We start from the raw sequence: 25,918 nt of genomic DNA, 5'->3' as shown, positions 1-25,918 counted from the left end.
TACCGTAAACCGAGGCGCCAGGACGGCATTCGCCGGATGGGGTACTTGCCAGGACACCTAAAAAAACGCCCATTTGGCGCATAGCCCGAATATGCGCCATATCATGGCGCTTAGAGTTGATAACGGCGCATAAACCCGCTTTAATGGCGCATGCAGCCTATGCGCCGTGAAGGAGCAAGAATGGCCAAACCATTGCCGGCAGAGGAACTGTCCGCGATCGAAGCCGTGATCCGCAGCCACCCGGGCGGCGCCTCGCTCGGCCAGATCGCGGCGACGCTCGCGGCGGAGATCCCCTCCCGCACGCTTCAACGCCACCTTCGCTCCCTGACCGAAAACGGGCGGCTTGTCCGCAAGGGAGAGCGCCGCTGGGCGAAATATTACCTGCCCGGCGGGGCGCAGGCTGTCCCACCGGCGGCGGACGCGGCAATTCCGCTGTCCGGCGGCGGCAAGGAGGTGTTGGCCTATGTCCGCCAGCCGGTCGAACGCCGCAAGCCGGTCGGCTACGATCGGAGATTCCTCGATGCCTACCACCCGAACGCAAGCACCTATCTCGATGACGGGGAGCGGGCGCATCTGTCGAAGATCGGCGCCGTGGAAACCGGCGACCAGCCCGCCGGTACATATGCGAAGCAAATCCTCAATCGCCTGCTGATCGACCTGTCCTGGAACTCGAGCCGCCTCGAGGGCAACACCTATTCACTGCTCGACACCAGACGGCTGATCGACTTCGGCGAGGAAGCCGAGGGCAAGGAACGGCTCGAAGCGCAGATGATCCTGAACCACAAGGGCGCTATCGAATTCCTGGTGAACGCCGCCGAGGACATCGGGTTCAATCGCTATACGATCCTCAACCTCCACGCGATCCTCGCCAACAACCTGCTAGCCGACGAAGCAGCGGCCGGGCGCCTGCGGCGTATCGCCGTCGGCATCGAAAAGTCGGTTTTCCATCCGCTCGAAGCCCCCTCGGTCATCGAGGAATGCTTCGATCAGGCTTTGGCCACCCTGGCTGCCATCGGCGATCCGTTCGAACAGGCTTTCTTCGTCATGGTGCAGCTTCCCTACCTGCAACCCTTCGATGATGTGAACAAGCGCGTGTCGCGCCTTGCGGCGAACATCCCGCTCGTCAAGCGCAATCTGGCGCCACTCTCCTTCACCGACGTGCCGAGGCAAGCCTATACCGACGCCATTCTCGGCGTGTACGAACTGCGCCGTGTCGATCTGCTCAAGGACCTGTTCATCTGGGCTTATGAACGCTCGGCGGCACGCTACGCCGCCGTGCGCCAATCGCTGGGCGAACCCGATCCGTTCCGGCTGCGCTACCGGGCGGCGCTGCAAGAAATCGTCGGTGAGGTCGTGCGCGCCCACATGGGTCGCAAGGCCGCCGCCGCCCACATTACATCATGGATCGGGCAGCATATCGGTGAAGCCGATCGGGAACGGTTTCGCGACCTTGCGGAGCGCGAGATTGTCGGGCTGCACGAGGGAAACTTCGCCCGTTACCGTATACGCCCATCCGACTTTGCGGCATGGCAAGCCGCTTGGGGATTGACCTGACCCGTCCTCTGGCCCGCCCCGGAAACACAGGCAGTCGCGGCAGCCAGGATGACATACGGCGGGCTTTGCCCTAGCCTCCGCTCATGACGGCACCTGACCTCTCGCCCGCTTTCGCCAAAGCCCGCAAGGCGGCCGCCGGCCTGCGGCAAGTCGAGGAGAGCACCTGGTACGGCACGCCCGCCCTGAAGGTAGGCGGCAAGGGCTTCATGCGGGTGAAAGACGCCGAGACGCTGGTGCTGATGTGCCCGCTCGAGGAGAAGGAACTGCTGATCGAGGCAGCGCCCGAGATCTACTTCGAGACCGACCACTATAAGGGCTGGGCCGCCATCCTGGTCCGCGCCGCCAGGATCACCGACGCCGAACTGGCCCGCCGCCTCGAAGTCGCCTGGCGCCTGAAGGCGCCCAGGCGGCTGCTCAAAGATAGATGATCAACCCGGCTGGATCGTGCAGCCGCAGAGCGGGCAGGCCTGGGCCGTGGTCAGCGGAATCGGCACGCCGGCCTGGCCCAGCAGGTCCAGGGCCTTTTGCAGATGAGCGTTGTCGTGGGGCGCCGGCGTGCAGCGCGCCGCCATCAAGGACTGCTCGGTCGGCCCGACATCCTGGGTCGACCAAGCCCGCGCCGAACCGGCGGTCAGGGCCAGGGCGGGGACCGAGGCGGAGCCGAACAGGAAAACGCGCCGACTGAGTGTCATGGGGAAACTACCTTGAAAGCGCTGTGCCCTCAGCGACGCGACGATACGCCTGCCGCTTCCCAAGTCAAATTCCCTCTCCTCCGCCTTAAGGAGAGGGTTAGGGTGAGGAGGGGAACACCGCCGGTCGGTGCGGCCCACCTCCCCCAACCCCCTCCCCCCAAGGGCGGAGGGGGCTTTCAGACAGACAACGAGTCCGAATGCCCCTGCTCGATTTCGATAATTTTGAAGCCGCCCTGCCCCGTGCCGCCCGTGTGATCGGCATCGATCTGGGGACCAAGACCATTGGCCTCGCCCTGTCCGACACCTCGCGCACGGTGGCGAGCCCGCTGGAGACCATCCGGCGGGTGAAGTTCACCGTGGATATCGAACGGCTGTTCGCCCTGATCGACAGCCACGCCGTGGCGGGCCTGGTGCTGGGCCTGCCCATGAACATGGACGGCACCACCGGCCCGCGGGTGCAGGCGACCCGCGCCTTCGCGACCGAATTCCTCAAGCGCCGCGACATGGCCCTGGCCTATTGGGACGAGCGGCTGTCGACGGCCGCGGTCACCCGCATGATGATCGATGCCGACATGACCCGGGCCAGGCGCGCCGAACTGGTCGACAAGCTGGCCGCCAGCTACATCCTCCAGGGCTTCCTCGATGCGGCGAGTTCGCGGCGGCAGTCCTTGCGGCCGTGACCGGCGACCCTTATAGAACGAGCCCGATGAGCGACTCCATGAGCACGGGCTACCCGCACCGCCACCTGCTTGGCATCGAGGGGCTTTCGCCCCCGGCCATCACCTATCTGCTGGATCTGGCCGACTCCTACGTCGAGCAGAACCGCCAGATCGACAAGAAGAAGTCGACCCTGCGCGGGCGCACCCAGATCAACCTGTTCTTCGAATCCTCGACCCGCACCTCGACCTCGTTCGAGCTGGCGGGCAAGCGCCTGGGCGCCGACGTCATCAACATGGCGGTTCAACGCTCGTCGGTCTCCAAGGGCGAGACCCTGATCGACACGGCCATGACCCTGAACGCCATGCACCCGGACGTGCTGGTGGTGCGCCACCAGGATTCGGGCGCCGTGCACCTGCTCTCGCAAAAGGTCGGCTGCGCCGTGATCAATGCCGGCGACGGCGCCCACGAGCACCCGACCCAGGCCCTGCTCGATGCCCTCACCATCCGCCGCCGCCGCGGCCGGCTGGAGGGCCAGGTGGTGGCGATCTGCGGCGATATCCTGCATTCGCGCGTCGCCCGCTCGAACATCCATTTGCTGAATACGATGGGCGCGCGGGTGCGCGTGATCGGCCCGCCCACCCTGATGCCCCGCGCGGTCGAGGAACTGGGCGTCGAGGTCCATCACGACATGGCCCGCGGCCTGAAGGACGTCGACATCGTCATGATGCTACGCCTGCAGATGGAGCGGATGCAGGGCGCCTATGTGCCCTCGCTGAAGGAATATTTCCACCTCTACGGCCTCGATCAGGCCAAGCTGGCCCTGGCCAAGCCCGATGCCCTGATCATGCATCCAGGACCCATGAACCGCGGCGTGGAGATCGACAGCCTGGTGGCCGACGACATCAACCGCTCGGTCATCCGCGAGCAGGTCGAGATGGGTGTCGCCGTGCGCATGGCCTGCCTGGAAGCCCTCACCCGCCACCTGCCGAACGTACAGGGAGAGGCGTCGTGAAGCGTCCCGCCAACCCGGGCGCCGAAAAGGGCAAGCTCGTCGCCTATCTCAACGCCCGCCTGCTCGATCCTGCTTCCGGCCTCGACACCCTGGGCGCCCTGCTGACCGTGGGCGATCAGATTGCCGATCTGGGGCCGCGCCTGTTCGCCGATGGCGTCCCGTCCGGCGTCGAGATCGTGGATTGCGGCGGCCTGTGCCTCAGTCCCGGACTGATCGACATGCATGCCTTCGTGGGCGAGCCGGGTGCCGAGCACAAGGAAAGCTTCGCCAGCGCCAGCGCGGCCGCGGCGGCCGGCGGCATCACCACCCTGATCTGCCTGCCCAATACCGATCCCGCGATCGACGAACCCGCGATCGTCGAATATGTCGAGCGCCGGGCGCGCGAGAACAGCCTCGTCCGGGTTCAGCCCATGGCCGCCATCACCAAGGGCCTGAAAGGCGAGGAAATGGCCGAGATGGGCCTGCTGGTCGAGGCCGGCGCCGTCGCCTTCACCGATGGCGACCGTACCGTCGCCTCGGCCCGGGTGATGCGCCGCGCCCTGTCCTACTCCACCCTGTTCGGCAAGCTGGTGATCCAGCACGCCCAGGATCCCTCGCTGTCGCGCGACGGCGTGATGAACGAGGGGGATGTCGCCACGAGGCTGGGCCTGGCCGGCATTCCGGTGGCGGCCGAGGCGATGGTGGTGGAACGCGATGTGCGCCTGGTGGCCTTGACTGGTGCGCGCTATCACGTCTCGCAGGTCACGGCGCAGGAGACCCTGGAGGTCATCCGCGCGGCCAAGGCCCGGGGCTTGAAGGTTACCTGCGGCACCGCCTCGCACTATTTCGCCTTGAACGAAAACGCGGTGAACGACTACCGCACCTTCGCCAAGGTCTCGCCGCCCCTGCGCACCGAGGATGACCGCCGCGCCGTCATCGAGGGGATCAAGGACGGCACCATCGATGTGATCGTCTCCGCCCACCTGCCCCAGGATGTGGAATCCAAGCGCCTGCCCTTCGCGCAAGCCGCCTTCGGCGCCGCGGGGCTGGAGACCATGCTGGCCGTGGCGCTGACCCTGCATCACGATCACGGGCTGAGCCTCAACCAGGTGCTGGCCAAGATGACCGCGGCCCCGGCCCGCCTGCTGGGCCTGAGCTCCCGCGGGCAGCTCAAGGCGGGCGCCAAGGCCGACCTGATGCTGTTCGACCCCGACAAGCCCTGGCGCGTCGATGTCGACAAGCTCAAGGGCAAATCCAAGAATACGCCCTATGAAGGCTTGCCCTTGACAGGCAAGGTCGCAATGACCGTGGTGGATGGCCTCAAGGTCTTCGACGAAAGGCCGGGCTCCTGACCGAGGGAACGACGTAAAGAATGGAAGACCTTGCCGGCGCGGCCGTCCTCACCCTGATCCTGGTGGCCGTCGGCGGCTATCTGCTGGGGTCCATCCCCTTCGGCCTGGTGCTGACACGGCTTGCCGGCCTGGGCGATATCCGCCAGATCGGCTCGGGCAATATCGGCGCCACCAATGTCCTGCGCACCGGCAACCGGCCGCTGGCCCTGGCCACCCTGCTGCTCGACGGCGGCAAGGGCGCCGTCGCCGTGCTCCTGGCCTATTGGCTGTTCGATGCGCCGATCCTGGCGGTGATCGCCGGCGGCGCGGCCTTCCTGGGCCATTGCTTCCCCGTGTGGCTGGGCTTCAAGGGCGGCAAGGGCGTTGCCACCTTCCTCGGCACCATGATCGCCATTGCCTGGCCGGTCGGTCTGGCCTGCTGTGCCACCTGGGCCCTGGTCGCCGCGGTGATGCGCATATCCTCGCTCTCGGCCCTGGTCGCCGCCGGCCTGGCCCCGGCCTATGCCCTGTTCCTGGCGGATACCGACCGCGCCCTGCTGGCCCTGTTCTGCGCCGTGCTGATCTTCATCCGCCACCGCCCCAACATCGAACGCCTGCTCGCCGGGACGGAACCGCGGATCGGGGGCAAGAAGGAATAGTCAGCCCTGGATCTGCCCTGTGCGTCCTTCGAGACGCCACCTTTGGTGGCTTCTCAGGATGAGGCAAGTTTTTGTGCCACAATAATTTTCCTCATCCTGAGGAGGCCCGAAGGGCCGTCTCGAAGGACGCACGGCGCTGATGCCGGCCTATGGCGCAGTCGCCAGCCGCCACTCGATCTGTGGCAATCTGTCGGCGCCGAAGAAGGGTTCGCCGTCGACGAAGATGAAGGGCGAGCCGTAGACGCCGCGGCTTTCCGCTTCCAGGCCTGCGGCACGCAGCGCCTGGGTGGCAGCCTCGTCCTTCAACGCCGTTTCATCAACGCCAATCCCCGCAACAGCGGCAGCATCCTTGAAATCGATGTCATCCACGAAGAAGGCCGTGAACGCCTTGCGGGCGAATGCCTTCGCCGCTTCGGGATCCTGCGCTTCCAGCCAATAGAAGGCGCGCGCCGGGAGATGAGCCGAGGTCGGAAAATTCGTGGGGAAGCGAAAGCGCCGCCCGTGGAAGCGCGCCGAGCGGTCCATATCCAGGCGCATGTAGTCGCCCTTGGCCTTGCTCTCCATCGGTGGCGGCAGGCCTAAACTGCGCAGCACCGTCCACAACAGGATGGGCCGCCAGCGTACCGTACGTCCGTGGCGGGCCGCGATCTCCTCCAACCCCTGCGCCGCGAAGTAGGCGTAGGGCGAAGCGAAGTCGAAGAAAAATTCGATCGGGGCCTTGCTCATCATCAACCTCGACGGGCGGCACTAACGGGCAAGCGGCAGGCCTGGTCGTACTCCACCGCCATCCGCGCCACGATTTCAGCCACGGTCGGTACGTCGTGAATGGTCGCCACGCCATGACCGGCGGTCCACAGGTCGCGCCAGACCTTGGCCTCAGTATCCACCAGGCTGGACAGGTCGGGCCGCTTGGGCGGCAGGGTCGCCGGGTCGATCCCATGGCGGTCCAGCGAGGGACGCAGGAAGTTGCAGCCCACGCCCGACAGCCGATCGGTATAGACCAGGTCGTCGACGCCCGAGGCGACGATCATCTGCTTGTAATCCTCGACGGCATCCGACTCGGCCGAGGCCAGGAAGCGGGTGCCGACATAGGAGAGGTCGGCGCCCAGCGCCTCGGCTGCGCGGACCTGATGGCCGTCATTGATCGCGCCACCCAGGACCAGGCAGCCATCCCAGAATTCGCGGATCTCCCGCACCAGGGAAAACTGGCTCTGCACCGAGGCGTGGCCGCCCGCCCCCGCCCCGACACAGATCAGGCCGTCGACGCCCGAGGCGATGGCCTTGCGGGCATGGCCGGCACTGACGACGTCGCAGAAGACGATGCCGCCATAACCGTGCACCGCCTCCACCACCTTGCCCGGATGGCCCAGCGAGGTGAGCACGAAGGGCACCTTGTGCCGGCACACGACCTCGAGATCGGTGGCAAAGCGCGGGTTGGTGGCGTGGACCACCAGATTGATGCCGAAGGGCGCTGCGCCCGGGTGGCCTTCGAGTTCGGCCGCGATTTCCCCCAGCCAGCGGTCGAGTATTTCGGGCTGGCGCGCATTCACATGCGGAAACGTCCCCACCACTCCCGCCTTGCACAGGGCGGTGACCAGGGGCGGAAACGACACCAGAAACATCGGCGCCCCGATCACCGGCAGCGCCAGCCGGCCGCGGAACAGATCGGGTATCGGCATTCTGGGTTTCCTTATTGAATTTAATTCATTTTATATCGGGTCAATGAAATCGCAAAGTTGATTTCAGCCGGCACAAGCCTCATAGTGACTACATGTAGTCACCTAGGAGGCTGCGATGAAATCACTGCAACTGCGTGAGGCTAAGGCCACCTTATCGGCGGTGATCGAGGCGGCGGAAAACGGTCACCCCACCACCATCACCAAGCACGGCCGTCCGGCGGCGGTTGTCGTGCCGGTCGCCGATGCCAGGCGCATTTATCCCGTTGATCGGCCGAGTCTTGCCGAATTTCTGTTGGGCATGCCCGAAGCCATCGATATCGAGCGAGACCCCTCGCCGATGCGGGATATCGATCTTTGACGGTCGGCTATCTGCTGGATACCAGCGTGATCTCGGCGCTGGTGCCCGGACGCCCGCCCGTTCCCTCAGGACTGGCAGGCTGGCTGCTTCAGCAATCGGACCTGCTCTTCATCCCCGCCACGGCGATCGCCGAAATCGAGCAAGGCATCGCCAAGCTGCACCGCGCCGGGGCTGTCGCGCGGGCCTCGTCGCTCGAGGCATGGCTCGACAGCCTGTTGGTCAGTTACGCCGATCGCATCCTGCCGTTCGATGCGCAGAGCGCCCGTATTGCCGGGCGAAAATCCGAAGCAGCGCTTGCAGCCGGCAATCATCCCGGCTTTGCCGACATCACCATCGCCGCGATTGCGCTCCGGCATGATTTGACCGTGCTGACCAGCAACCGCCGGCACTTTTCGGTGTTGGGCGTATCGGTCGCGGATCCTTTTGAGGCATTGCCTCACTTGTCCCCTTGAGCGCTTCCCGCGGGTGTGGGCACTATCGCCCACAACCCTGAGAATGGACGGCGGCGTGATCCACCCCCAGCTTTCGCGTGGCGAGATACTCGATCGTGTCCGGCTGATCCGCACCGAGACGGTCGGACCGGTCGCCTTCGACCACCTGATCGACCTCTATGGCGGCGCCGGCGCGGCGCTCGATGCCCTGCCCGACCTGGCCCGCAAGGGCGGGCGGCGCGACCTGCGTATTCCCAGCCGGGCGGAGGCGGAGCGGGAATTGGCGGCGGCGGAGAAGGCCGGCGCCCGCCTGCTGGTCAAGGGCACACCGACCTATCCCCGGCTGCTGGCCGCGATCGAGGCGGCCCCGCCGGTCATCTTCGCCAAGGGTACTCTCGGCCTCACCACCCGGCCGGCCGTCGCCATGGTCGGCGCCCGCAACGCCTCCGCCGCCGGCCAGCGCCTGGCCCGCGAAATCGCCGCCGAACTGGGGCGCGAAGGTGTGGTCGTGGTCTCGGGCCTCGCCCGCGGCATCGACGGCACCGCCCACACGGCGACCCTGGAGACCGGCACCATCGCGGTGGTCGCCGGCGGGGTGGATGTGGTCTACCCGCCCGAACATGCAGCCTTGCAGGCGAAAATCGGCAAATCCGGCCTGATCATTGCGGAAATGCCGCCGGGGACCGTGCCCCAGGCGCGGCATTTTCCCCGCCGCAACCGGCTGATATCCGGCCTGGGGCTGGGCACCGTGGTGGTCGAGGCGGCGATGAAGTCGGGCAGCCTGATCACCGCCCGCTTCGCTCTGGAGCAGGGCCGCGAGGTCATGGCGGTGCCGGGCAGCCCGCTCGATCCCCGCGCCCGGGGTACCAACGACCTGATCCGCCAGGGGGCCCGGCTGGTCGAATCCGCGGCCGATGTCATCGACGCGATCGGCCCCATGATCGAAAGACCACTTTGCGAACCGCCCGAAGCCCCCTATATGGGCGGTCCGCCGGCCTCAACGGGCGAGGCGGAAATCGATCGCCACCGGGCGCGGGTGCTGGAGCTTCTGTCTCCCGTGCCGGTTGGCGTGGATGAGATGCTCAGGCAAGCCGAATTGACACCCCCTATCCTTTTCACCATTTTGCTGGAACTCGAATTGGCTGGAAGACTGATCCGCCACGCTGGTGGCCGGGTTTCGTTGGCCTGAGCTTTAGTCGCTTTGCTCCTTCGCATTGGGGATTCATGAACGTCGTCATCGTCGAGTCGCCGGCGAAGGCCAAGACCATCAACAAGTATCTCGGGCCCGGCTACACCGTGCTTGCGAGCTTTGGTCATGTCCGCGATCTGCCACCCAAGGATGGTTCGGTCCGTCCGACCGAAGATTTCGCCATGGACTGGGAAATCGACGGCGACGCCAAGAAACGCATCACCGACATCGCCAAGGCCTGCAAGGGCGCCGACCGCCTCTACCTCGCCACCGACCCGGATCGCGAAGGCGAGGCTATCAGTTGGCACGTTCTTGAGATTCTGAATGAGAAAAAGGCGCTAAAGGGCGTTGAAGTCGGGCGGGTTACCTTCAACGAGATCACCAAGTCGGCGGTGACGAGCGCCATGAAGGCGCCGCGCAAGCTGGACCAGGAACTGATCGATGCCTACCTCGCCCGCCGCGCGCTCGACTATCTGGTGGGCTTCACCCTGAGCCCGGTGCTGTGGCGCAAGCTGCCCGGTGCCCGCTCCGCCGGGCGGGTCCAGTCGGTCGCCTTGCGCCTGATCTGCGACCGCGAGTTGGAGATCGAGCGTTTCAAGACCCGGGAATACTGGTCGGTCCTGGGCCAGTTCGCCGCCGGCGACGGCAGCCATTTCTCGGCCCGCCTGACCCATCTCGACGGCAAGAAACTCGACAAGTTCGACATCGGCAATACCGAGCAGGCGGAAGCGGCCAAGGCCGCGATCGAGCGCCGCGATTTCCATGTCGAATCAGTCGAATCGAAGCCCGGCCTGCGCAACCCGGCCCCACCCTTCACCACCTCGACCCTGCAGCAGGAGGCGGCGCGCAAGCTCGGCTTTTCGGCCCAGCGGACGATGCAACTGGCCCAGCGCCTCTATGAAGGCATCGATGTCGACGGCGAAACCGTCGGCCTGATCACCTATATGCGGACCGACGGCGTCTCCATGGCCAACGAGGCCATCGAAGGCGCCCGCCGCCTGATCCAGCACCAGTTCGGCGGCGGCTACGTGCCCGACACCCCGCGCCTCTACAAGGCCAAGGCGCGCAACGCCCAGGAAGCCCACGAGGCGATCCGCCCGACCGACTTCGCCCGCGTGCCCGATGCCATGCGCCGGCTCGACCCCGACCAGCGCCGGCTCTACGAGCTGATCTGGAAGCGGGCGCTCGCCAGCCAGATGAACAGTGCCCGGATCGAACGCACCACGGTCGACGTCGCCTCGCGCGATCGCAACGTGATCCTGCGGGCCACCGGCTCGGTCATCCTGTTCGATGGCTTCCTGGCGCTGTACCAGGAAGGCGAGGACGACCGCTCGAAGGATGACGACGAGGACGGCCGCCTGCCCAAGCTGATGAAGGACGAAGGCCTGCGCCGCGGCCCGGTCACCATCGCCCAGCACTTCACTGAGCCGCCGCCGCGCTATTCCGAGGCCAGCCTGGTCAAGAAGCTGGAAGAACTGGGCATCGGTCGGCCTTCCACCTATGCCTCGATCCTGACGACGCTGCGCGACCGCGCCTATGTCGTCATGGACAAGAACCGCTTCATCCCCGAGGACAAGGGCCGCCTGGTCACCGCCTTCCTCGAGAGCTTCTTTGCCAAATACGTCGAATACGACTTCACCGCCAATCTCGAGGAACAGCTCGACGAGGTCTCGGAAGGCAAGCTGCCCTGGAAGCAGGTGCTGCGCGATTTCTGGAACGATTTCATCACCGCGATCGACGGCACCAAGGAACTGAAGTTCGCGGAAGTGATCGAGGCGCTGGACACGCTGCTGGGCCCGCACCTGTATCCGGAGAATGCGGAGGGCCGCGACCCGCGCGCCTGCCCGTCCTGCGGCAACGGCCGCCTGTCGCTGAAGCTGGGCAAGTTCGGCGCCTTCATCGGCTGCTCCAACTATCCCGAATGCCGCTTCACCCGTCAGTTCGGCGTCGCCAACGACAATGGCCAGAAGGCCGCGATCGGCGAAGACGGCATCAAGATGCTGGGCGACGATCCCCAGAGCGGCGAGAAGGTCTCGCTGCGCTCGGGCCGCTTCGGGCCTTACGTGCAATTGGGCGACGGCGAGAAGCCCAAGCGCGCCAGCCTGCCCAAGGACATGGGGCCGGAGGCCGTCGACCTGGAAAAGGCGATCGCCTTGCTGGCCCTGCCGCGCGACGTCGGACCGCACCCGGAATCGGGCAAGGTCATCCAGGCCGGCATCGGCCGCTATGGCCCCTATATCCTGCACGACGGGCGCTATGTGAACCTGCCAACCTCGGAAGAGGTGTTCAGCATCGGCCTCAACCGCGCGGTCTCGATCCTGGTGGAGCCGCCCAAGCGCGGCAACCGCAAGTCGTCGGAACCGCTGAAGGCCCTGGGCGCCCACCCGGAGGATGGCAAGCCGGTGAATATCCTGGACGGCCGCTTCGGGCCCTACGTCTCGTGGAACGGCATCTATGCCACCCTGCCCAAGGGCCACGACCCGCAGGGTGTCAGCGTCGACGAGGCCCTGGCCCTGCTGGCGGCCAAGGCGGCCAAGGGCGGGGGCAAGAAGCCCGCGCGCAAGACGGCGGCCAAGGCGGCACCGGCGAGCAAGGCCGCGGCGGCCGAAACCAAAAAGGCACCGGCCAAGAAGGCCGCGCCGAAGAAGGCGGCACCCAAGAAAGCCGCGGCACCGAAAAAGGCAAAGGCGGGCTGAGGGGCGTGGCCAAGCGCCCCAAGCCACCCGGCGGGTTCCTGCCCTCGAAAGAGGAAATCGCGAAGTTCCTTGCCGATCACCCCGGCAAGGCCGGCAAGCGGGAGATCGCACGGGCCTTCGGCATCACCGGCGATGCCCGGATCGAACTCAAACGCCTGCTGGCCGAAATGGCCGACCAGGGCCTGGTCGCCCGCGAGCGGCGCAAGGGCCTGGTGTCCGCCGGTGCCCTGCCTTCGATCACCGTGATCGAGGTGATCGCCGCGCCCGTCGACGGCGAGTTGCTGGCCCGCCCCGTGCAATGGCCGGAAGGCTTGGCGGTCCCTGAGATCGATGTGATACCGGGCAAGCATCCGGGTCCGGCGCCGGGCGTCGGCGACCGGGTGCTGGCCAGGATCGAAAAGGGCGAGAATCACCTGGGCCATCCGCGCTACTTCGCCCAGATCATCCGGGCGCTGAGCCGCGAGGCCGAGCGGGTGCTGGGCGTGGTGCGCATCGAACAGTCGGGCGAGGCCCGCCTGGTGCCCACCGATCGCCGCGCCAAGAGCGATTTCCGCATCGATCCCGCTGATCTGAACGGCGCCAAGGCGGACGAGCTGGTCTCGGCCGAAACCCTGCCCGGCCGGCTCCTGGGCCTGCCCAAGGTGCGGGTGCGTGAGCGCTTGGGCGACATGAACGCGCCCAAGGCGATCAGCCTGATCGCCATCCATGGCCACGGCATTCCCGTCGCCTTCGCGCCCGAAGCGATCAAGGAAGCCAAGAAGGCCAAGCCGGTGGCCCTGGGCAAGCGGGAGGACCTGCGCCCCCTGCCCCTGATCACCATCGACCCGGCCGATGCCCGCGACCATGACGACGCGGTCTATGCCGAGCCCGACGAGGACCCGAAGAACCCCGGCGGTCACCATGTGATCGTGGCGATCGCCGACGTCGCCCACTACGTCCGCCCCGGCTCGGCCCTCGACAGCGCGGCCAAGGATCGCGGCAACTCGGCCTATTTCCCCGACCGGGTCGTGCCGATGCTGCCCGAGGAACTGTCGACCGACCTGTGCTCGCTGATCGAAGGCCATGACCGGGCGGCCCTGGCGCTGCACCTGTGGCTCGACTCCGAAGGCAACAAGATCCGCCACCGCTTCACCCGCGCCCTGATCCGCATCATTGCCGGCGTCCACTATGCCCAGGCCCAGGATGCCATCGACGGCCGCACCGACGAGATCACCGGCGGCCTGCTGGAACCGGTGCTGAAACCGCTGTGGGCGGCCTGGAAAGCGGTCATGATCGCGAGGGAGAAGCGCGAACCCCTGGACATCGACGCGCCCGAACGGGTGATCAAGCTCAGCCCCGAGGGCAAGGTGCTGGCGATCGAGCCCCGTCAGCGCCTGGATGCCCACCGCGTGATCGAGGAATTCATGATCCTCGCCAATGTCGCCGCGGCCGAGGAGCTGGAGGCCAAGCGCCAGCCCTGCATGTACCGCATCCACGACCAGCCCTCGGCGGCCAAGCTGGAAGCGCTGCGCGAGTTCCTGGGGACGATCGGCATCAAGCTGACCAAGGGCCAGGTGCTGAAACCCAAGCAGTTCAACGGCATCCTGGCCCGCACCAAGGACGGCCCCCATGCGCGGGCGGTCTCCGAGATTGTCCTGCGCAGCCAGGCCCAGGCGATCTATTCGCCGGAGAATATCGGCCACTTCGGCCTGACCCTGCGGCGCTATGCTCATTTCACCTCGCCCATCCGCCGCTATGCCGACATCCTGGTCCACCGCGCCCTGATCAAGGGCGGCAAGCTGGGCGACGGCGGCCTGTCGGACGACGAGGGGCCGCAGTTCGAGGACATCGGCCAGCACATCTCGACGACGGAACGCCGGGCCATGGCGGCGGAACGCGAATCGACCGACCGCTACCTCGCCGCCTACATGGCCGACCGGGTGGGCGCCCGCTTCACCGCGCGGATTTCCGGCGTCACCCGCTTCGGCTTATTTATCTCGCTCGAAGACAGCGGCGCCAGCGGCCTGATCCCGATCTCGTCCCTGGGCACCGACTTCTTCCGCCACGACGAGGCCGCCCATGCCCTGGTCGGCAGCCGCACCCACCAGCGCTACACCCTGGGTGACACGGTGAAGGTCACCCTGCGCGAGGCGACGCCGATCACCGGCGGCCTGGTCTTCACCATCGCCCGCGCCGGCGATGATGACGACGACGAGGGCACCCCAGCGCCGCGCGAGCGGCGCGGCTCCCGCCGCCCGGTCCCCGGCCGCCGGCCATCGGGACGCCCGGAATCACGGAAACCATCGAAGCGCTGACTACGCTTGGTTTCGTCATCCCGGCCTTGAGCCGGGACCTCAGGACCAATGTTCTCGGCATCCAAGCGTCACAAGATCCCGGCTCAAGGCCGGGATGACGCCGATTTTTGTAATCAGTGCCCCACCACTTCGTCGTGGTCGGACCTGTCGCTGTGGAAGACCAGGGCCATCAGGCCGATGCCCAGGCCGGTGGTGACCACCACGCCGAGGATCAGGGCGACGAGGCCGTGGCCGCCGACACCCAGCGCCTCGAAATCGTTGAAGGCCCACAGGATGAACAGCACGGCCAGCATCATGCCGGTGCAGGCGGCCGAAAACATGCCAATCCACTTCATCATTGTCCTCCATACAGATATTATCGATATCCATACATTGCACAGACAATATAGGTCATGTATGGTGCCGAGTGTATGGGTTGAAGAGTCGCAGCCATGGCATCGAATGAAACAGGCCCCTGGCACCCCGCGGGCGTGAAGCAAACCGCCGGTCCGATCTACCTCGGCATTGCCGACGCGATGGCGGACGACATTGCGGCGGGCCGCCTGGCGCCCGGCCAGCGGCTGCCGCCGCACCGGGTCCTGGCCGAGGCCCTGGCTGTCGACCTGACCACGGTGACGCGGGCCTATAACGAGGCGCGCCGGCGCGGCCTGATCGATGCCGCCCCCGGGCGCGGCACCTTCGTCCGTGCGGCCAGCCGCGGCACGCCCACGCGAAGCGCCGCCGTCGACATCAGCATGAACCTGCCGCCGGCGCCCGATGACGCGCACCTGCGCGAACGCCTGTCGGATACCCTGGCCGAACTCGGGCGGCGTCCCGATTTTCACGCCCTGCTTTCGTACCGGCCCAGCGCCGGCGACGAGGAGGATCGCGCCGCCGGTGCCGCCTGGCTGCGCCTGCGGGAACTCGACGCGACGCCGCAGCGGATCGTGGTCTGCCCGGGCGCCCAGGTGGCGCTGATGGTCCTGCTGACCACCTTGCTGAAGCCGGGCGACACCCTGCTGACCGAATGCCTGACCTATCCCGGGATACGGGCATTGGCGGCCCATGTCGGGGTGCGCCTGCAAGGGCTGGCGATGGACGGCGAAGGGCTGACGCCCGACGCCTTCGAGGCCGCCTGCAAAGACGGCAAGCCCAAGGCGCTCTACTGCGTGCCGACGATCCACAACCCGACCACGGCGACCCTGTCGGCCGCGCGGCGCGCGCAGGTCGCGGCAATCGCCCGGCGCCATGGCATCCTGATCTTCGAGGACGATGCCTACGGCTTCCTGCCGAGCCAGGCGCCCAAGCCGCTGGCGGCCTATGCCCCGGAATTGACCTATCACGTCGCCACCTTGTCGAAATGCCTGACCCCGGCCTTGCGCGTTGCCTATGTGCTGACGCCCGAGGCCGGCGACGCGGTGCGGCTGGCGGCGGGGCAGCGGGCGACGGCGCTGATGACGGCGCCGATCCTGGCCGCCACCGCGTCGAGCTGGATCGGCAGCGGCGCCGCCCAGGCGATCGTCGCCGCGGTGCGACGGGAAAGCATGGCGCGCCAGCAGATCGCCTGCGATATCCTGCCCGCCGATCTGGTCGCGGCCCACGCCCAAGGCCATCACCTGTGGCTGTCGCTGCCCCCGGCCTGGACGGGCGGGGAATTCGCCGGCCATGCCCGGCGGCACGGGCTGGCCGCGGTGGCCGGCGAGGCCTTCGCCGTCGAAATGGGCGGTGCCGGCGCGGCCGTGCGCCTGTCGTTGGGGCGGCGCCGGCGCGCGACCACCTGCGCCAGGCCCTGAGGATCGTGGTCGGCGCGCTGTCGCAGTCGCCGGCGGTGCTGCTGGATGCGGTCTAGGGCCGGCCCGGTTTTGGAGATGCTGTGATGCCGATCGAGATCAAGACGGAGAGCGCCGCCCCGCCGGCGCCCGAACCCCGCGCGCCCAAGCGTGCGGCCTGGCTGGGTTTCAAGGAGCGCTGCCCCCATTGCGGCGAAGGCCGGCTTTACGGCAAGTACCTGAAGGTGAACGCCCATTGCCCCGTCTGCAACGAGGCCCTGGATCTGCATCGGGCCGACGATGCCCCACCCTATTTCACCATCACCATCGTCGCCCATATCGTGGTGCCGGCGCTGCTGCTGGTGGAGCAGACCTATGCCCCGGCGCTCTGGATCCACGCCGCCCTGTGGCTGCCGCTGTGCCTGATCCTCTCCTTGCTGCTCCTGCCGCGGATCAAGGGTGCCCTGATCGGGGTGCAGTGGGCCTACCGCATGCACGGCTTCGGCGCCGAGGATGACGAGCCGGTGCCCGAGCCGAAGATCCGCACTGCCGGTCTGTAAGCATCGCCCCTGTCCCCACCATGGATTCCGGCCTTCGCCGGAATGACGGTACTACTATAGGCTGTCATCCCGGCGAAGGCCGGGATCCATTCAGGGGCAGCGCGAGCTATCGACAGATCGTGTCGTAAAGGTCCAGCCAGCCGGGGTTGCTCTCTTCGATGAGCCGGACCTTCCAGTCGCGGCGCCATTCCTTGATCTGCTTCTCGCGCACGATCGCGGTCTCGATCGTGTCATGGCCTTCGAACCAGACCAGCAGGCCGATCTGATAGCGCGTGGTGAAGCCTTTCACGATCTTGGCCCGATGGGTGTAGGCCCGCCCGACGAGGTCACTCGTCACGCCGGTATAAAGCGTGCCGTAGTGTTTCGACGCCAGGATGTAGACCCAGCCAGCCATTGAGGTATCCCGCTGCCATTCCCATGGATCCCGGCCTTCGCCGGGATGACAGCCTATAGTAGTATCGTCATTCCGGCGAAGGCCGGAATCCATGGTCGGGGCAGCGGGGTGTCAGCCGCCCTGCTTCGGCCATGATCCCGCGCGACGCTCACGGCATGCGCTGGGTCTTCATCCTCCTCTTCCTGCTCGCTTCACCGGCATCTGCCCGAACCGTCGGGGACAGTTTCACGCCGCCCCCCGGTTTCACCCGCGTCGCGGTGGCGCCGGACAGTTTCGGGGCGTTCCTGCGCAGCCTGCCCCTGGCACCCGACGGCACGCCGGTGGTCACCGACCGTGGCATCACGGTCCGGCCGGCGCAGAGCATCGCCGCGGTGGCGCAGATGGACCTGATCGGCGCCAACCTGCAGCAATGCGCCGATGCCATCATCCGCCTGCGCGCCACCTGGGCGCGCGACCACGGCAACATGGCGGCGCTGGATTTCCCCTTCACCAGCGGCGACCGCTTGCCCTATTCGGCCTATCTCGCCGGCAAGCGACCGGTGCCCAAGGGCGCCGGCGTGACCTGGAAGAGTGTCGCGCCGCGCGGCGGCGACGAGGCCGCGTTCCGCGCCTGGCTCGCCATCGTCATGACCTATGCCGGGACCATTTCGCTGGAGCGCCTGTCGCGGCCGGTCGAAGGCGGCCTGCAAGGCGGCGACGTGGTGATCGAGGCCGGCAGCCCCGGCCACGCCATGCTGGTGGTGGACCTGGCACAGGATGGGCAGGGACGCTATGCCGCCCTGCTCGGCCAAAGTTACATGCCGGCGCAATCCTTCCACATCGTGCGCAATCCAGGCGGCGATTCAGCCTGGTACCGGCTCGAACCCGGGGCGCCGCTCGAGACCCCCGATTGGCGCTTTACCGCCCTGCGCCCGCGACGCTTCCCCTGAGCAGCGCCGGCAGGCACCATGTCGGTATGACCACGAAGACCCAGCATTTTGCCCCGCCCCTCCCTAAGGAACGCCATGGCCTGAAGCGCGCCGTCCGGCCGCGCGATGCCGCCACCTTGATCCTGCACCGCCGCGCCGCCGGCGGCATCGAGGTGCTGATGGGGCGGCGCCACGAAGGCCATCGCTTCATGCCGGGCAACTGGGTGTTCCCCGGCGGCAGGCTCGACCGCGGCGACCTCTATGTGCCAGCCCAAGGCCTGCGGGCCGAGGTTGCCGCCCTGCTGGGCCTAGCGGCACCGCCGCGCCGGGTCCATGGCCTCGCCGTCGCCGCCGTCCGCGAAACTTTCGAGGAGACCGGCCTGATGATCGGCGTGGCCGATCCCCGCGCCGCCCGCCTGTCCGCCACCGGCCCCTTCGCCGCCTTCCGGCGGGCCGGCCTGATCCCGGCGCTCGATGCGCTCGACTATGCCGCCAGGGCCATCACCCCGCCCTATCGGTCCATGCGCTTCCATGCCCGCTTCTTCATCGCCCCGGCGCAGGCGGCCCAGGGCGAGGCGAGGCCTTCGCCCGAGTTGACCGAAGTCGCCTGGGTGCCGCTTAAGGATGCCCGCAAGCTGGACCTGCCGCGCATCACCGGTGTGATCCTCGACGTGATCGAGAAGCAGTTGAACGGCGAGGACGACCGCATCCCGGCCTTTGCCCAGCGCCACGGCAAGCACGTCATCGACTATGACCGCTAGGCCCCTTCGCCCCCGGCCGGCCGCCAGCCTGGTGGTGACCGATGCCCGCGGCCATGTCCTGATGGGCCGGCGCCCCGCGCAAAGCCGCTTCGCTCCCGATGCCTGGGTGTTTCCCGGCGGCCGGGTGGATCCCGTCGACGGCAGGAGCGCGCACGACCGCTTCGCCCAGGCGGCGGTGCGCGAGACACGCGAGGAAACCGGCCTGCGCATCGCCGCCGAGGCGCTGGTCCCCCTGGGCCGGGCGATCACGCCCAACGGCAGCCCGATCCGCTTCGATGCCCGCTTCTTTCTGGCCCCTGCCCCGGCCCATGATACCGCCCTGGTCACCAACGGCGAGTTCATCGAACTGGCTTGGCTGCCCCTGGTGCAGGCCCGGCGCCTGCCCCTGATGGATGTGACGGAACTGATGCTGGACGAGGCCGTGGCCCGCCTGGCCGGCGAGCAACGCCGCCCCCTGCTGCTGACCTATCGGCGCGGCGTGGCCCGGGTGACGCGGCCATGACCGGCACCCTGGACAAACCCGCCCTGGAAGGCCGCGACCGGGGCGCCGCCCCGGTGGCCAGCCTGTTCGGCATCATCGCCTGCATCTCGACCGTCGGGCTGACCTACAGCCTGTCGATGCCCTTGCTGGGCCTGCTGCTGGAGGCCCAGGGCACCCCGGGCTGGCTGATCGGGGCCAATGCCGCGGTCACCGGCGTGGCAACGATCAGCCTGGCCCCCCTCGTGCCGCGCCTGATGCGCCGCCTGGGCGTGCTGCCCTTCCTGATCGGCTGCACCACCCTGACCGCGGTCAGCATCGTCCTGTTCCCGCTGCTGCCCTCGCTCTGGGTCTGGTTTGCCCTGCGCTTCATCCTGGGGGCCGCGGTCACCGGCCTGTTCATCGGCTCGGAGGCCTGGATCAGCTATCTGGCCGGCGAGTCCCGCCGCGGCCGGGTGATGGGATTCTATGCCTCGGCCCTTGCCATCGGCTATACCGCCGGGCCGGCGCTGCTGATGCTGACCGGCGTCCAGGGGATCGCCCCCTTCGCCGCGGCGGCCGCGATCACCCTGGCCGCGGCCTTGCCCCTGGCGCTCGCCCGCGGCGACCTGCCGCCGTTCCACGACGAAGGCGAGGCCCGCCTGATCGACATCGCCCGCTCGGCGCCCACCGCCGTGGTCGGCGTGCTGCTGTTCGGCGCCATCGAGGCGGGGATCTTGACCCTGCTGCCGGTCTGGGGCGTGCAGAACGGCCTCGACGCCCTCAGCGCCGCGCAACTGATGATGTGGATCGGCGCCGGCAACGTCGCCCTGCAGATCCCCATCGGCTGGCTGGCCGACAAGATGGACCGCCGCATCGTCCTGGTCGGCTGCGCCGCCGCCGGCGTGGTCGGCGCCGGGGCCATGCCGCTACTGGTCGGCACGGCCTGGCTGGGGCCGGCCCTGTTCGTGCTGGGCGGCGCCCTGATGGGCCTCTATACCGTGGGCCTCGCCCTGCTGGGCCAGCGCTTCGGCGGCTCCGACCTCGCCACCGCCAACGCGGTCTACATCATCTTCTACGGCATCGGCTCGATGACCGGGCCGCCGCTGGGCGGCTCCGCCCTCGATTTGGCACCCGGCCAGGGCCTGCCCATCGTCATGGGCCTGGGCTGCGCCGCCTTCATCGCCTACGCCCTGCGGCGCCGCGCCCGGGAAGGCTGACCGATCAGCAAATCGATCAATTGGTGAAGAACGGACACTTCACGGAGATATGCCATGACAACGAAGCGCAAGTTTAAGAGCGATGCCTTCGAGGCGGTTCACATCTCGGCTTCGGCGCTGCTAAAGGTGGGGGCCATCGAAAAGGCCACCATGCGGGACTTCGATGCCTCTTGCCTCACTGCGCCCGCGCCCTTCGCGCCCCAGCAGATCAAGCAACTCCGCGAGAGCAACCACGTCAGCCAGCCGGTGTTTGCGCGCTACCTCAACACCAGTGAAAGCACGGTGGAGAAGTGGGAAACAGGCGCCAAACGCCCCAGCGGCATGGCGCTCAAGCTGCTGAGCATCGTGCGCAAGCACGGCTTGCAGGTCCTGGCCTGAGGTCATCTGCTGCCGGCAAGCCTACGAATCTTGACAAGGCCGCGGCCTTGAGTATGTTCGCGGTTCATTTTTTCGAGGCGGGCCACCGGCGCGCCTGTTGGAGTCTGTCATGGCGAAGCCCACCACGCTGAAGATCAAGCTCATCAGCACTGCCGATACCGGGTACTTCTACGTCACCAAGAAGAACCCCCGCACCAAGACCGAGAAGCTGTCGTTCAAGAAGTACGACCCGGTCGTGCGCAAGCATGTCGAGTTCAAGGAAACCAAGATCAAGTAAGGGCTTAAGCCCTAGAGACTGCCCGGCAGGGGACCGCAAAGACCGCGTCCCTGCCCTGCATCCCTCCCGCTTGTGAGCGTCAATGGCGGCCCGTAAGGTGCCGCCATTGACGTTTTCGCGCCCCCGGGAGGTTGAAAATGGCTGCTGCCCTGTCGCTCGACCAATGGGAAGCCCGCGCCAAGGCGCTCGACTATCGCCACCTGGCCTTCATCGACGGCCGCTTCGTGCCCGCCCTTTCGGGCAAGACCTTTCCCCGCATCTCGCCCATTGACGGCGGCCTGCTGACCCAGGTCGCCGAATGCGACGCTAGCGACGTCGATGTCGCCGTCGCAGCGGCCCGCAAGGCCTTCGAGGCCGGCGCCTGGTCGCGCGCGGCGCCCAAGCTGCGCAAGAAGGTCCTGCTGAAGCTCGCCGAGCTGATGCGCCGCCACGGCGACGAACTGGCCCTGCTCGAGACCCTGGACATGGGCAAGCCGATCGGGGATTCGACCGCGGTCGACGTGCCCTCCTCGGCCAATACCATCCAGTGGTATGCCGAGGCGATCGACAAGGTCTATGACGAGATCGCCCCCACCGCCCCCAATGCCCTGGGCCTGGTGACGCGCGAGCCGATCGGCGTGGTCGCCGCCGTGGTGCCGTGGAACTTCCCCCTGCTGATGACCTGCTGGAAACTGGGCCCGGCGCTCGCCACCGGCAATTGCGTGGTGCTGAAACCGGCCGAGCAAAGCCCGCTGACCGCCCTGCGCCTGGCCGAGCTGGCGTCGGAGGCCGGGCTGCCCGACGGCGTGCTCAATGTCGTGCCGGGCTTCGGCGAGACGGCCGGCGCCGCCCTGGGCCTGCACATGGATGTCGACGCGGTGACCTTCACCGGGTCGACCCAGGTGGGGAAATTCTTCCTGGAATATGCCGGCCGCTCGAACATGAAGACGGTGAGCCTGGAATGCGGCGGCAAATCCCCGCACATCGTCATGGCCGATTGCGGCGACCTCGACCTGGCCGCGACCAAGGCCGCCTGGGGCATCTTCTATAACCAGGGCGAGGTCTGCACCGCCGGCTCCCGCCTGCTGGTGGAAGAGCCGATCAAGGACGCCTTCCTCGACAAGCTGGCCAAGGTTGCCGCCACGATCCAGCCGGGCAACCCGCTGGACCCGGCAACGAAGATGGGCGCCATGGTCGATCAGAAACAGATGGAGCGCGTGCTCGACTATATCGAAAAGGGCAAGGACGACGGCGCCGTGGTACGCCTGGGCGGCAAGCGCACCCGCCAGGCGAGCGGCGGCTTCTATGTCGAGCCCACGGTGTTCGACAAGGTCAGCCCCAAGGCCCGCATCGCCCAGGAGGAGATCTTCGGCCCCGTCCTGTCCACGATCACCTTCAACGGCCTGGAAGAAGCCATCAGGATCGGCAACGACACGATCTACGGCCTGGCCGCGGCGATCTGGACCAAGGATATCGACCAGGCCCTGAAGGCGGCCCGGCGCTTACGCTCAGGCCTGGTGTGGATCAACGGCTGGGACGAGGACGATATCACGGTGCCCTTCGGCGGCTTCAAGCAGTCCGGCTTCGGCCGCGACCGCTCGCTCCACGCCATGGAGAAATACACCCAACTCAAAAGCACCTGGATCACGATCCGCTGAGGACTGATCCATCGCCCCATCCCCAGGCTGTCATCCCGGACTTGATCCGGGATGACAGCGGAGGTGAACGCGCCGTTTGCTCCACCGTCATTCCGGCGAAGGCCGGAATCCATCCTGGGGTAACACGAGACGGCCCAATGGATTCCGGCCTTCGCCGGAATGACGGTGGTTTGTACGACTCAAGGCGTTACGATCGCGAAGTCGGGTGCCGGGGCCGTGGTCAGGCTGACCAGGGTCTCGAAGGCCTTGGCATCGCCCTCCACCTTGATCGCGCCGGTAGCGACGATGTCGGGCAGCCTGGCCATACCGGCGATGACCATCAGGAAGGCGGCGCGCTTGCCGGTCAGCGTGGCGCCGGGCGTCGCCGCGGCCCCCGCCTCGTGATTGAGGACATTGTTCTCGACCGTGATCGTGTGCTTCTCGTCGCGGTCGGTGAAGACCAGATTCACGGTCAGGCTCTTGCCATCGGCCTTGGCCGGGTCCAGGCGCACGGCCATCAGGTCGAAGATCAGGCCGCTGTCCATCGCCTTGATCGTGTCGAGACTGCCGGCGGCCGCGGCGCCGTGGCGCTGGCCGGTGCGCAGTTCCAGGGCACCTGACAGGTAGATATTGCGCCAGGGCGCGCTCTCCGCCTGGTAGGCCATCTGCTCATAGGTGTCGGCCAGCAGGTTGCGGGCCTTGGCATTGTCCGGGCCGGCAAAGACCAGGTGCTTGAGCAATTCCGCCGCCCAGCGATAATCGCCCGAATCGAAGGCCGCCTGGCCTTTGGCCAGCACGGCATCCGCCCCGCCCATCGCCTCGACATAGCGCTTGGCCACCTCGGCGGGCGGCAGCGGGTTCAGCGACGAGGGATTGCCGTCGTACCAGCCCATGTAGCGCTGATAGACCGCCTTGGCATTGTGGCGCATGGTGCCGTAGTAACCATGATTGTACCATTCGTTGGCCAGCACCGGCGGCAGGGCGATCTGTTCGGCGATCTCCTCGCCGGTGAAGCCCTCGTTCATCAGGCGTACCGCCTGGTCGTGGAGATAGCGATAGGCGTCACGGTGCTTTTCGAGGTAGTCGACAATTTCCGCCTGGCCCCAGCGCGGCCAGAAATGGCTGGTGAACACCACGTCGGTCTTGTCGCCGTACAGGCGCAAGGCCTCGCCCAGGTAATCGGCCCAGGCCTTGGCATCACGCACCAGGGCGCCACGCAGGGTCAGGACGTTGTGCATCGAGGCGTTGGCGTTCTCGGCCAGGCACAGGGCTTTCCAGTCGGGCAGGAAGATATTCATCTCGGCCGGGGCCTCGGTCCCCGGGGTCATCTGGAATTCGACCGTGACGCCGTCGATTACCATGCGCTGGCCGGTCCGGGTGATCGTGTCGGTGGGCGCGATCATGGTCACCGTGCCGGCCGACAGCGCCGGGCCGATGCCCGCGCTGACCTGCCCCTGGGCGTTGCGCGGCAGGAAGTTGCCGAACATGTAGCTGGCGCGCCGGCCCATGGCATTGCCGGCGATGACATTTTCGCTGACCGCATGCTCGAGGAAGCCCTCGGGCGCGATCACCTTCACCTTGCCGGCGTCGACATCGGCCTGCGCGACGATGCCGCGAATGCCGCCGTAATGATCGGCGTGGCTGTGGGTGATGATCACCGCATGAATGGGCCTGGCCCCCAAGTGCTTGCTCACCAGGTCGTAGGCGGCCTTGGCCACCTCGGTCGAGATCAGCGGATCGATGACGATCCAGCCGGTCTTGCCTTCCAGGAAGGTGATGTTGGAAATATCGAAGCCGCGCACCTGATAGATGTGATCGGCGACCTTGAACAGGCCGTAGTGGGCCATGTTCTGGGAATGGCGCCACAGGCTGGGATTGACCGTGTCGGGGGCGTCGCCTTTGAGGAAATCATAGGCGGTGAAATCCCACACCACCTTGCCTTCGGCGGTCTTCACCACCTTCTCCTCGGGCGCCGCGATGAAACCGCGCTGCGCGAATTCGATCTCCTGTCGGTCGTCCAGGGGCAGTGTCGCGAGGAACTGCCTGTTGGCATCGAGGGTATAGGCCGATGCCGGCTTGGCACCCTGCGGATCCTCCGCCAGGGCCGGCCCGATCGCCGCCGCCAGGAGGCCGAATGCCCCGATCATCCGCAATGCTTGTCTTGGCCAGCCCATGGCAGTCTCCTCTCGTCCCCGTTGCTGGGGATCGTTGAGGCAGACCATCCAGGATTGCCGGACGACCGGCAATGCCCGATCTGGGCACAGGGGCCGCCCGGCCCGATCACAAGGTCACGGTCACGTATTCGAAGGGCGGCGACGGCGCCGTGCTGTTTTTCGCGCTCTTGGCCGCGACGCTGACATTCGCCACGTCGCCCCGTGCGCCATAGGTGTGCCGGCCCAGCTTGGCGAAATTGTTGTCGACATAGGGCGGCTTCATGTCGAGCGAGTACTGGTACCACATCATGGGCAGCGTCTTCTTGACGTCGCCCCCCTTGGCCATCGAGGCCAGCACCGGGATGGTGGGGGTCCCGGGCATCAGCCATTTCTCCATGTTCTGCTTCTGCAGAAACTTGGCGAGGTCGCTGGCCGAGATCCCCTTGGGGATGGTCACGGTCACCTCGTTGGTCCAGCAGGCCCAGGTGAAGCCCGAGATGGTCTTGGCCCCGAAAAGCTGCCCGAAGACCACCATGTCGGCCGGGTTTTCCCCCATCCAGCAACCTTCGAAGCGGATGTTCTTGACCACCGTCTTCTGCTTGGTCAGCGCCTTGGCCACCGCCGCCTCGGTCAGGCCGTAGCTGGCATCGTCGAGCATCATGCCGCCGCCCGTGCCGTGTACGAAGATGACCAACTCGTCGAGCGCCTTGTGCTTGCCGATTTCCGCGGCCATGTCGTCTAGGGTGCTGATCTCTTTCTGGTCCTGCGTGCTGATCCCCCACATTCCGGCGATCGTCTGGGCGGCGATCCCCCTGAATTCGGGAAGCAGCAAAAACAACTTTCCCGCCATTGTCCCCTCCCCCAACGACGAGGCGTTGCGCAAGACGCCTCGTTCAGGCGCGATACTGCGCC

At 67.0% G+C, this 25,918-nt stretch carries 27 protein-coding genes; 20 read left to right on the top strand and 7 right to left on the bottom strand.

Features of this window, described 5'->3' with window-relative positions; all coding sequences use genetic code 11:
- Nucleotides 1-180: 180 nt before the first annotated feature.
- Together D3874_RS09465 and D3874_RS09460 are read left to right on the top strand one after the other, a co-directional pair.
- Nucleotides 181-1,554 carry a Fic family protein gene (locus tag D3874_RS09465; RefSeq protein ID WP_119777872.1) on the top strand — a complete coding sequence of 458 codons (1,374 nt, stop codon included), beginning with the start codon at nt 181-183 and terminating at the stop codon, nt 1,552-1,554.
- Nucleotides 1,555-1,637: 83 nt separating this feature from the next.
- Nucleotides 1,638-1,982, top strand: coding sequence for an MmcQ/YjbR family DNA-binding protein (locus tag D3874_RS09460; RefSeq protein ID WP_119777871.1), 345 nt, complete (start codon nt 1,638-1,640; stop codon nt 1,980-1,982).
- Here the strand turns inward: D3874_RS09460 and D3874_RS09455 are convergent, their stop codons facing one another.
- Nucleotides 1,983-2,246 (bottom strand): hypothetical protein, encoded by a 264-nt coding sequence (locus tag D3874_RS09455; RefSeq protein WP_119777870.1) that lies wholly within the window; start codon nt 2,244-2,246, stop codon nt 1,983-1,985.
- A gap of 197 nt (nt 2,247-2,443) precedes the next feature.
- Here D3874_RS09455 and ruvX point away from each other — a divergent pair, with 197 nt between their 5' ends.
- The 4 genes from ruvX to plsY are packed head-to-tail and all read left to right on the top strand — an operon-like array spanning nt 2,444 to nt 5,887.
- A complete protein-coding gene (gene ruvX, locus D3874_RS09450; protein WP_119777869.1) occupies nt 2,444-2,926 on the top strand; it encodes a Holliday junction resolvase RuvX in 483 nt (160 codons plus the stop codon).
- A gap of 38 nt (nt 2,927-2,964) precedes the next feature.
- Nucleotides 2,965-3,918: an aspartate carbamoyltransferase catalytic subunit gene (locus tag D3874_RS09445; protein ID WP_408899963.1), complete on the top strand. Its 954-nt coding sequence runs from the start codon at nt 2,965-2,967 to the stop codon at nt 3,916-3,918.
- Nucleotides 3,915-5,249 carry a dihydroorotase gene (gene pyrC, locus D3874_RS09440; protein WP_119777867.1) on the top strand — a complete coding sequence of 445 codons (1,335 nt, stop codon included), beginning with the start codon at nt 3,915-3,917 and terminating at the stop codon, nt 5,247-5,249. The genes D3874_RS09445 and pyrC overlap by 4 nt, the downstream gene beginning before the upstream one ends.
- Nucleotides 5,250-5,269: 20 nt before the next feature.
- The gene (plsY, locus tag D3874_RS09435) at nt 5,270-5,887 is read left to right on the top strand and encodes a glycerol-3-phosphate 1-O-acyltransferase PlsY (RefSeq protein ID WP_119777866.1); all 618 of its coding nucleotides are present in this window, start codon (nt 5,270-5,272) and stop codon (nt 5,885-5,887) included.
- A 147-nt stretch (nt 5,888-6,034) separates the two neighbouring features.
- Here plsY and D3874_RS09430 read toward each other — a convergent pair whose 3' ends face one another.
- Together D3874_RS09430 and D3874_RS09425 are read right to left on the bottom strand one after the other, a co-directional pair.
- Entirely contained in the window at nt 6,035-6,613 is a 579-nt protein-coding gene (locus tag D3874_RS09430) for a 2-hydroxychromene-2-carboxylate isomerase (protein ID WP_119777865.1), read from the bottom strand.
- A gap of 2 nt (nt 6,614-6,615) precedes the next feature.
- Nucleotides 6,616-7,566 (bottom strand): NAD(P)H-dependent flavin oxidoreductase, encoded by a 951-nt coding sequence (locus D3874_RS09425; protein WP_119777864.1) that lies wholly within the window; start codon nt 7,564-7,566, stop codon nt 6,616-6,618.
- Between the two features lie 115 nt (nt 7,567-7,681).
- Here D3874_RS09425 and D3874_RS09420 point away from each other — a divergent pair, with 115 nt between their 5' ends.
- From D3874_RS09420 to rnr, 5 genes are read left to right on the top strand one after another with little or no spacing between them, the layout of a single operon-like run.
- Nucleotides 7,682-7,924: a type II toxin-antitoxin system Phd/YefM family antitoxin gene (locus tag D3874_RS09420; RefSeq protein ID WP_119777863.1), complete on the top strand. Its 243-nt coding sequence runs from the start codon at nt 7,682-7,684 to the stop codon at nt 7,922-7,924.
- A complete protein-coding gene (locus D3874_RS09415; protein WP_119777862.1) occupies nt 7,921-8,376 on the top strand; it encodes a type II toxin-antitoxin system VapC family toxin in 456 nt (151 codons plus the stop codon). Before D3874_RS09420 ends, D3874_RS09415 begins: the two co-directional genes overlap by 4 nt.
- 55 nt (nt 8,377-8,431) lie before the next feature.
- Nucleotides 8,432-9,544, top strand: a complete 1,113-nt coding sequence (gene dprA / locus D3874_RS09410) for a DNA-processing protein DprA (protein WP_233559890.1) — start codon at nt 8,432-8,434, stop codon at nt 9,542-9,544.
- 35 nt (nt 9,545-9,579) lie between these two features.
- The gene (gene topA / locus D3874_RS09405; protein WP_119777860.1) at nt 9,580-12,240 is read left to right on the top strand and encodes a type I DNA topoisomerase; all 2,661 of its coding nucleotides are present in this window, start codon (nt 9,580-9,582) and stop codon (nt 12,238-12,240) included.
- Nucleotides 12,241-12,245: 5 nt separating this feature from the next.
- The gene (rnr, locus tag D3874_RS09400; RefSeq protein WP_119777859.1) at nt 12,246-14,534 is read left to right on the top strand and encodes a ribonuclease R; all 2,289 of its coding nucleotides are present in this window, start codon (nt 12,246-12,248) and stop codon (nt 14,532-14,534) included.
- Between the two features lie 113 nt (nt 14,535-14,647).
- Here the strand turns inward: rnr and D3874_RS09395 are convergent, their stop codons facing one another.
- Nucleotides 14,648-14,869 carry a hypothetical protein gene (locus D3874_RS09395; RefSeq protein ID WP_147385596.1) on the bottom strand — a complete coding sequence of 74 codons (222 nt, stop codon included), beginning with the start codon at nt 14,867-14,869 and terminating at the stop codon, nt 14,648-14,650.
- Nucleotides 14,870-14,965: 96 nt separating this feature from the next.
- On the opposite strand from D3874_RS09395, the gene D3874_RS09390 reads away from it, so the two are divergent.
- Together D3874_RS09390 and D3874_RS09385 are read left to right on the top strand one after the other, a co-directional pair.
- The gene (locus D3874_RS09390) at nt 14,966-16,306 is read left to right on the top strand and encodes an aminotransferase-like domain-containing protein (RefSeq protein WP_233559889.1); all 1,341 of its coding nucleotides are present in this window, start codon (nt 14,966-14,968) and stop codon (nt 16,304-16,306) included.
- Between the two features lie 83 nt (nt 16,307-16,389).
- On the top strand, nt 16,390-16,842 hold the full coding sequence (locus tag D3874_RS09385) for a DUF983 domain-containing protein (RefSeq protein WP_119777857.1): 453 nt from the start codon (nt 16,390-16,392) through the stop codon (nt 16,840-16,842).
- Nucleotides 16,843-16,948: 106 nt separating this feature from the next.
- On the opposite strand, the gene D3874_RS09380 is transcribed toward D3874_RS09385, so the two are convergent.
- Nucleotides 16,949-17,236: a GIY-YIG nuclease family protein gene (locus D3874_RS09380; protein WP_119777856.1), complete on the bottom strand. Its 288-nt coding sequence runs from the start codon at nt 17,234-17,236 to the stop codon at nt 16,949-16,951.
- 131 nt (nt 17,237-17,367) lie between these two features.
- Here D3874_RS09380 and D3874_RS09375 point away from each other — a divergent pair, with 131 nt between their 5' ends.
- The 7 genes from D3874_RS09375 to D3874_RS09345 all read left to right on the top strand — a co-directional run bounded on the left by D3874_RS09375 (nt 17,368) and on the right by D3874_RS09345 (nt 22,874).
- Nucleotides 17,368-18,165 (top strand): DUF4846 domain-containing protein, encoded by a 798-nt coding sequence (locus tag D3874_RS09375; RefSeq protein WP_119777855.1) that lies wholly within the window; start codon nt 17,368-17,370, stop codon nt 18,163-18,165.
- A gap of 26 nt (nt 18,166-18,191) precedes the next feature.
- The gene (locus D3874_RS09370) at nt 18,192-18,905 is read left to right on the top strand and encodes an NUDIX hydrolase (protein WP_119777854.1); all 714 of its coding nucleotides are present in this window, start codon (nt 18,192-18,194) and stop codon (nt 18,903-18,905) included.
- Nucleotides 18,895-19,407, top strand: coding sequence for an NUDIX hydrolase (locus D3874_RS09365; RefSeq protein ID WP_119777853.1), 513 nt, complete (start codon nt 18,895-18,897; stop codon nt 19,405-19,407). Before D3874_RS09370 ends, D3874_RS09365 begins: the two co-directional genes overlap by 11 nt.
- Nucleotides 19,404-20,582, top strand: a complete 1,179-nt coding sequence (locus tag D3874_RS09360) for an MFS transporter (protein ID WP_119777852.1) — start codon at nt 19,404-19,406, stop codon at nt 20,580-20,582. Before D3874_RS09365 ends, D3874_RS09360 begins: the two co-directional genes overlap by 4 nt.
- A gap of 54 nt (nt 20,583-20,636) precedes the next feature.
- Nucleotides 20,637-20,960 carry a helix-turn-helix domain-containing protein gene (locus D3874_RS09355; protein ID WP_119777851.1) on the top strand — a complete coding sequence of 108 codons (324 nt, stop codon included), beginning with the start codon at nt 20,637-20,639 and terminating at the stop codon, nt 20,958-20,960.
- A 109-nt stretch (nt 20,961-21,069) separates the two neighbouring features.
- Entirely contained in the window at nt 21,070-21,237 is a 168-nt protein-coding gene (rpmG, locus tag D3874_RS09350; protein ID WP_119777850.1) for a 50S ribosomal protein L33, read from the top strand.
- Nucleotides 21,238-21,374: 137 nt separating this feature from the next.
- The gene (locus D3874_RS09345; RefSeq protein ID WP_119777849.1) at nt 21,375-22,874 is read left to right on the top strand and encodes an aldehyde dehydrogenase; all 1,500 of its coding nucleotides are present in this window, start codon (nt 21,375-21,377) and stop codon (nt 22,872-22,874) included.
- A gap of 179 nt (nt 22,875-23,053) precedes the next feature.
- Here the strand turns inward: D3874_RS09345 and D3874_RS09340 are convergent, their stop codons facing one another.
- Both D3874_RS09340 and D3874_RS09335 read right to left on the bottom strand, forming a co-directional pair.
- Nucleotides 23,054-25,000, bottom strand: coding sequence for an alkyl/aryl-sulfatase (locus D3874_RS09340; protein ID WP_119777848.1), 1,947 nt, complete (start codon nt 24,998-25,000; stop codon nt 23,054-23,056).
- Between the two features lie 133 nt (nt 25,001-25,133).
- Complete coding sequence (locus D3874_RS09335) at nt 25,134-25,856, bottom strand: hypothetical protein (protein ID WP_147385595.1); 723 nt, start codon at nt 25,854-25,856, stop codon at nt 25,134-25,136.
- Nucleotides 25,857-25,918: the final 62 nt, after the last annotated feature.

The organism is Oleomonas cavernae (assembly GCF_003590945.1).
Taxonomy (GTDB): domain Bacteria; phylum Pseudomonadota; class Alphaproteobacteria; order Zavarziniales; family Zavarziniaceae; genus Zavarzinia; species Zavarzinia cavernae.
The sequence above is the reverse complement of the archived record's forward strand: the minus strand, read 5'-3'. Positions and strand labels throughout refer to the sequence as shown.

What these genes read in the sequence shown, in the direction of transcription:
- D3874_RS09345 (WP_119777849.1), top strand. Translation starts at nt 21,375, where the DNA reads ATGGCTGCTGCCCTGTCGCTCGACCAATGGGAAGCCCGCGCCAAGGCG.
- D3874_RS09365 (WP_119777853.1), top strand. Translation starts at nt 18,895, where the DNA reads ATGACCGCTAGGCCCCTTCGCCCCCGGCCGGCCGCCAGCCTGGTGGTG.
- D3874_RS09335 (WP_147385595.1), bottom strand. Translation starts at nt 25,856, where the DNA reads ATGGCGGGAAAGTTGTTTTTGCTGCTTCCCGAATTCAGGGGGATCGCC.
- D3874_RS09340 (WP_119777848.1), bottom strand. Translation starts at nt 25,000, where the DNA reads ATGATCGGGGCATTCGGCCTCCTGGCGGCGGCGATCGGGCCGGCCCTG.
- D3874_RS09465 (WP_119777872.1), top strand. Translation starts at nt 181, where the DNA reads ATGGCCAAACCATTGCCGGCAGAGGAACTGTCCGCGATCGAAGCCGTG.
- D3874_RS09455 (WP_119777870.1), bottom strand. Translation starts at nt 2,246, where the DNA reads ATGACACTCAGTCGGCGCGTTTTCCTGTTCGGCTCCGCCTCGGTCCCC.
- D3874_RS09425 (WP_119777864.1), bottom strand. Translation starts at nt 7,566, where the DNA reads ATGCCGATACCCGATCTGTTCCGCGGCCGGCTGGCGCTGCCGGTGATC.
- D3874_RS09380 (WP_119777856.1), bottom strand. Translation starts at nt 17,236, where the DNA reads ATGGCTGGCTGGGTCTACATCCTGGCGTCGAAACACTACGGCACGCTT.
- ruvX (WP_119777869.1), top strand. Translation starts at nt 2,444, where the DNA reads ATGCCCCTGCTCGATTTCGATAATTTTGAAGCCGCCCTGCCCCGTGCC.
- D3874_RS09430 (WP_119777865.1), bottom strand. Translation starts at nt 6,613, where the DNA reads ATGAGCAAGGCCCCGATCGAATTTTTCTTCGACTTCGCTTCGCCCTAC.
- D3874_RS09385 (WP_119777857.1), top strand. Translation starts at nt 16,390, where the DNA reads ATGCCGATCGAGATCAAGACGGAGAGCGCCGCCCCGCCGGCGCCCGAA.
- D3874_RS09420 (WP_119777863.1), top strand. Translation starts at nt 7,682, where the DNA reads ATGAAATCACTGCAACTGCGTGAGGCTAAGGCCACCTTATCGGCGGTG.
- rpmG (WP_119777850.1), top strand. Translation starts at nt 21,070, where the DNA reads ATGGCGAAGCCCACCACGCTGAAGATCAAGCTCATCAGCACTGCCGAT.
- D3874_RS09390 (WP_233559889.1), top strand. Translation starts at nt 14,966, where the DNA reads ATGGCATCGAATGAAACAGGCCCCTGGCACCCCGCGGGCGTGAAGCAA.
- plsY (WP_119777866.1), top strand. Translation starts at nt 5,270, where the DNA reads ATGGAAGACCTTGCCGGCGCGGCCGTCCTCACCCTGATCCTGGTGGCC.
- D3874_RS09355 (WP_119777851.1), top strand. Translation starts at nt 20,637, where the DNA reads ATGACAACGAAGCGCAAGTTTAAGAGCGATGCCTTCGAGGCGGTTCAC.
- D3874_RS09460 (WP_119777871.1), top strand. Translation starts at nt 1,638, where the DNA reads ATGACGGCACCTGACCTCTCGCCCGCTTTCGCCAAAGCCCGCAAGGCG.
- D3874_RS09370 (WP_119777854.1), top strand. Translation starts at nt 18,192, where the DNA reads ATGACCACGAAGACCCAGCATTTTGCCCCGCCCCTCCCTAAGGAACGC.
- D3874_RS09360 (WP_119777852.1), top strand. Translation starts at nt 19,404, where the DNA reads ATGACCGGCACCCTGGACAAACCCGCCCTGGAAGGCCGCGACCGGGGC.
- D3874_RS09445 (WP_408899963.1), top strand. Translation starts at nt 2,965, where the DNA reads ATGAGCACGGGCTACCCGCACCGCCACCTGCTTGGCATCGAGGGGCTT.
- D3874_RS09375 (WP_119777855.1), top strand. Translation starts at nt 17,368, where the DNA reads ATGATCCCGCGCGACGCTCACGGCATGCGCTGGGTCTTCATCCTCCTC.
- D3874_RS09395 (WP_147385596.1), bottom strand. Translation starts at nt 14,869, where the DNA reads ATGAAGTGGATTGGCATGTTTTCGGCCGCCTGCACCGGCATGATGCTG.
- topA (WP_119777860.1), top strand. Translation starts at nt 9,580, where the DNA reads ATGAACGTCGTCATCGTCGAGTCGCCGGCGAAGGCCAAGACCATCAAC.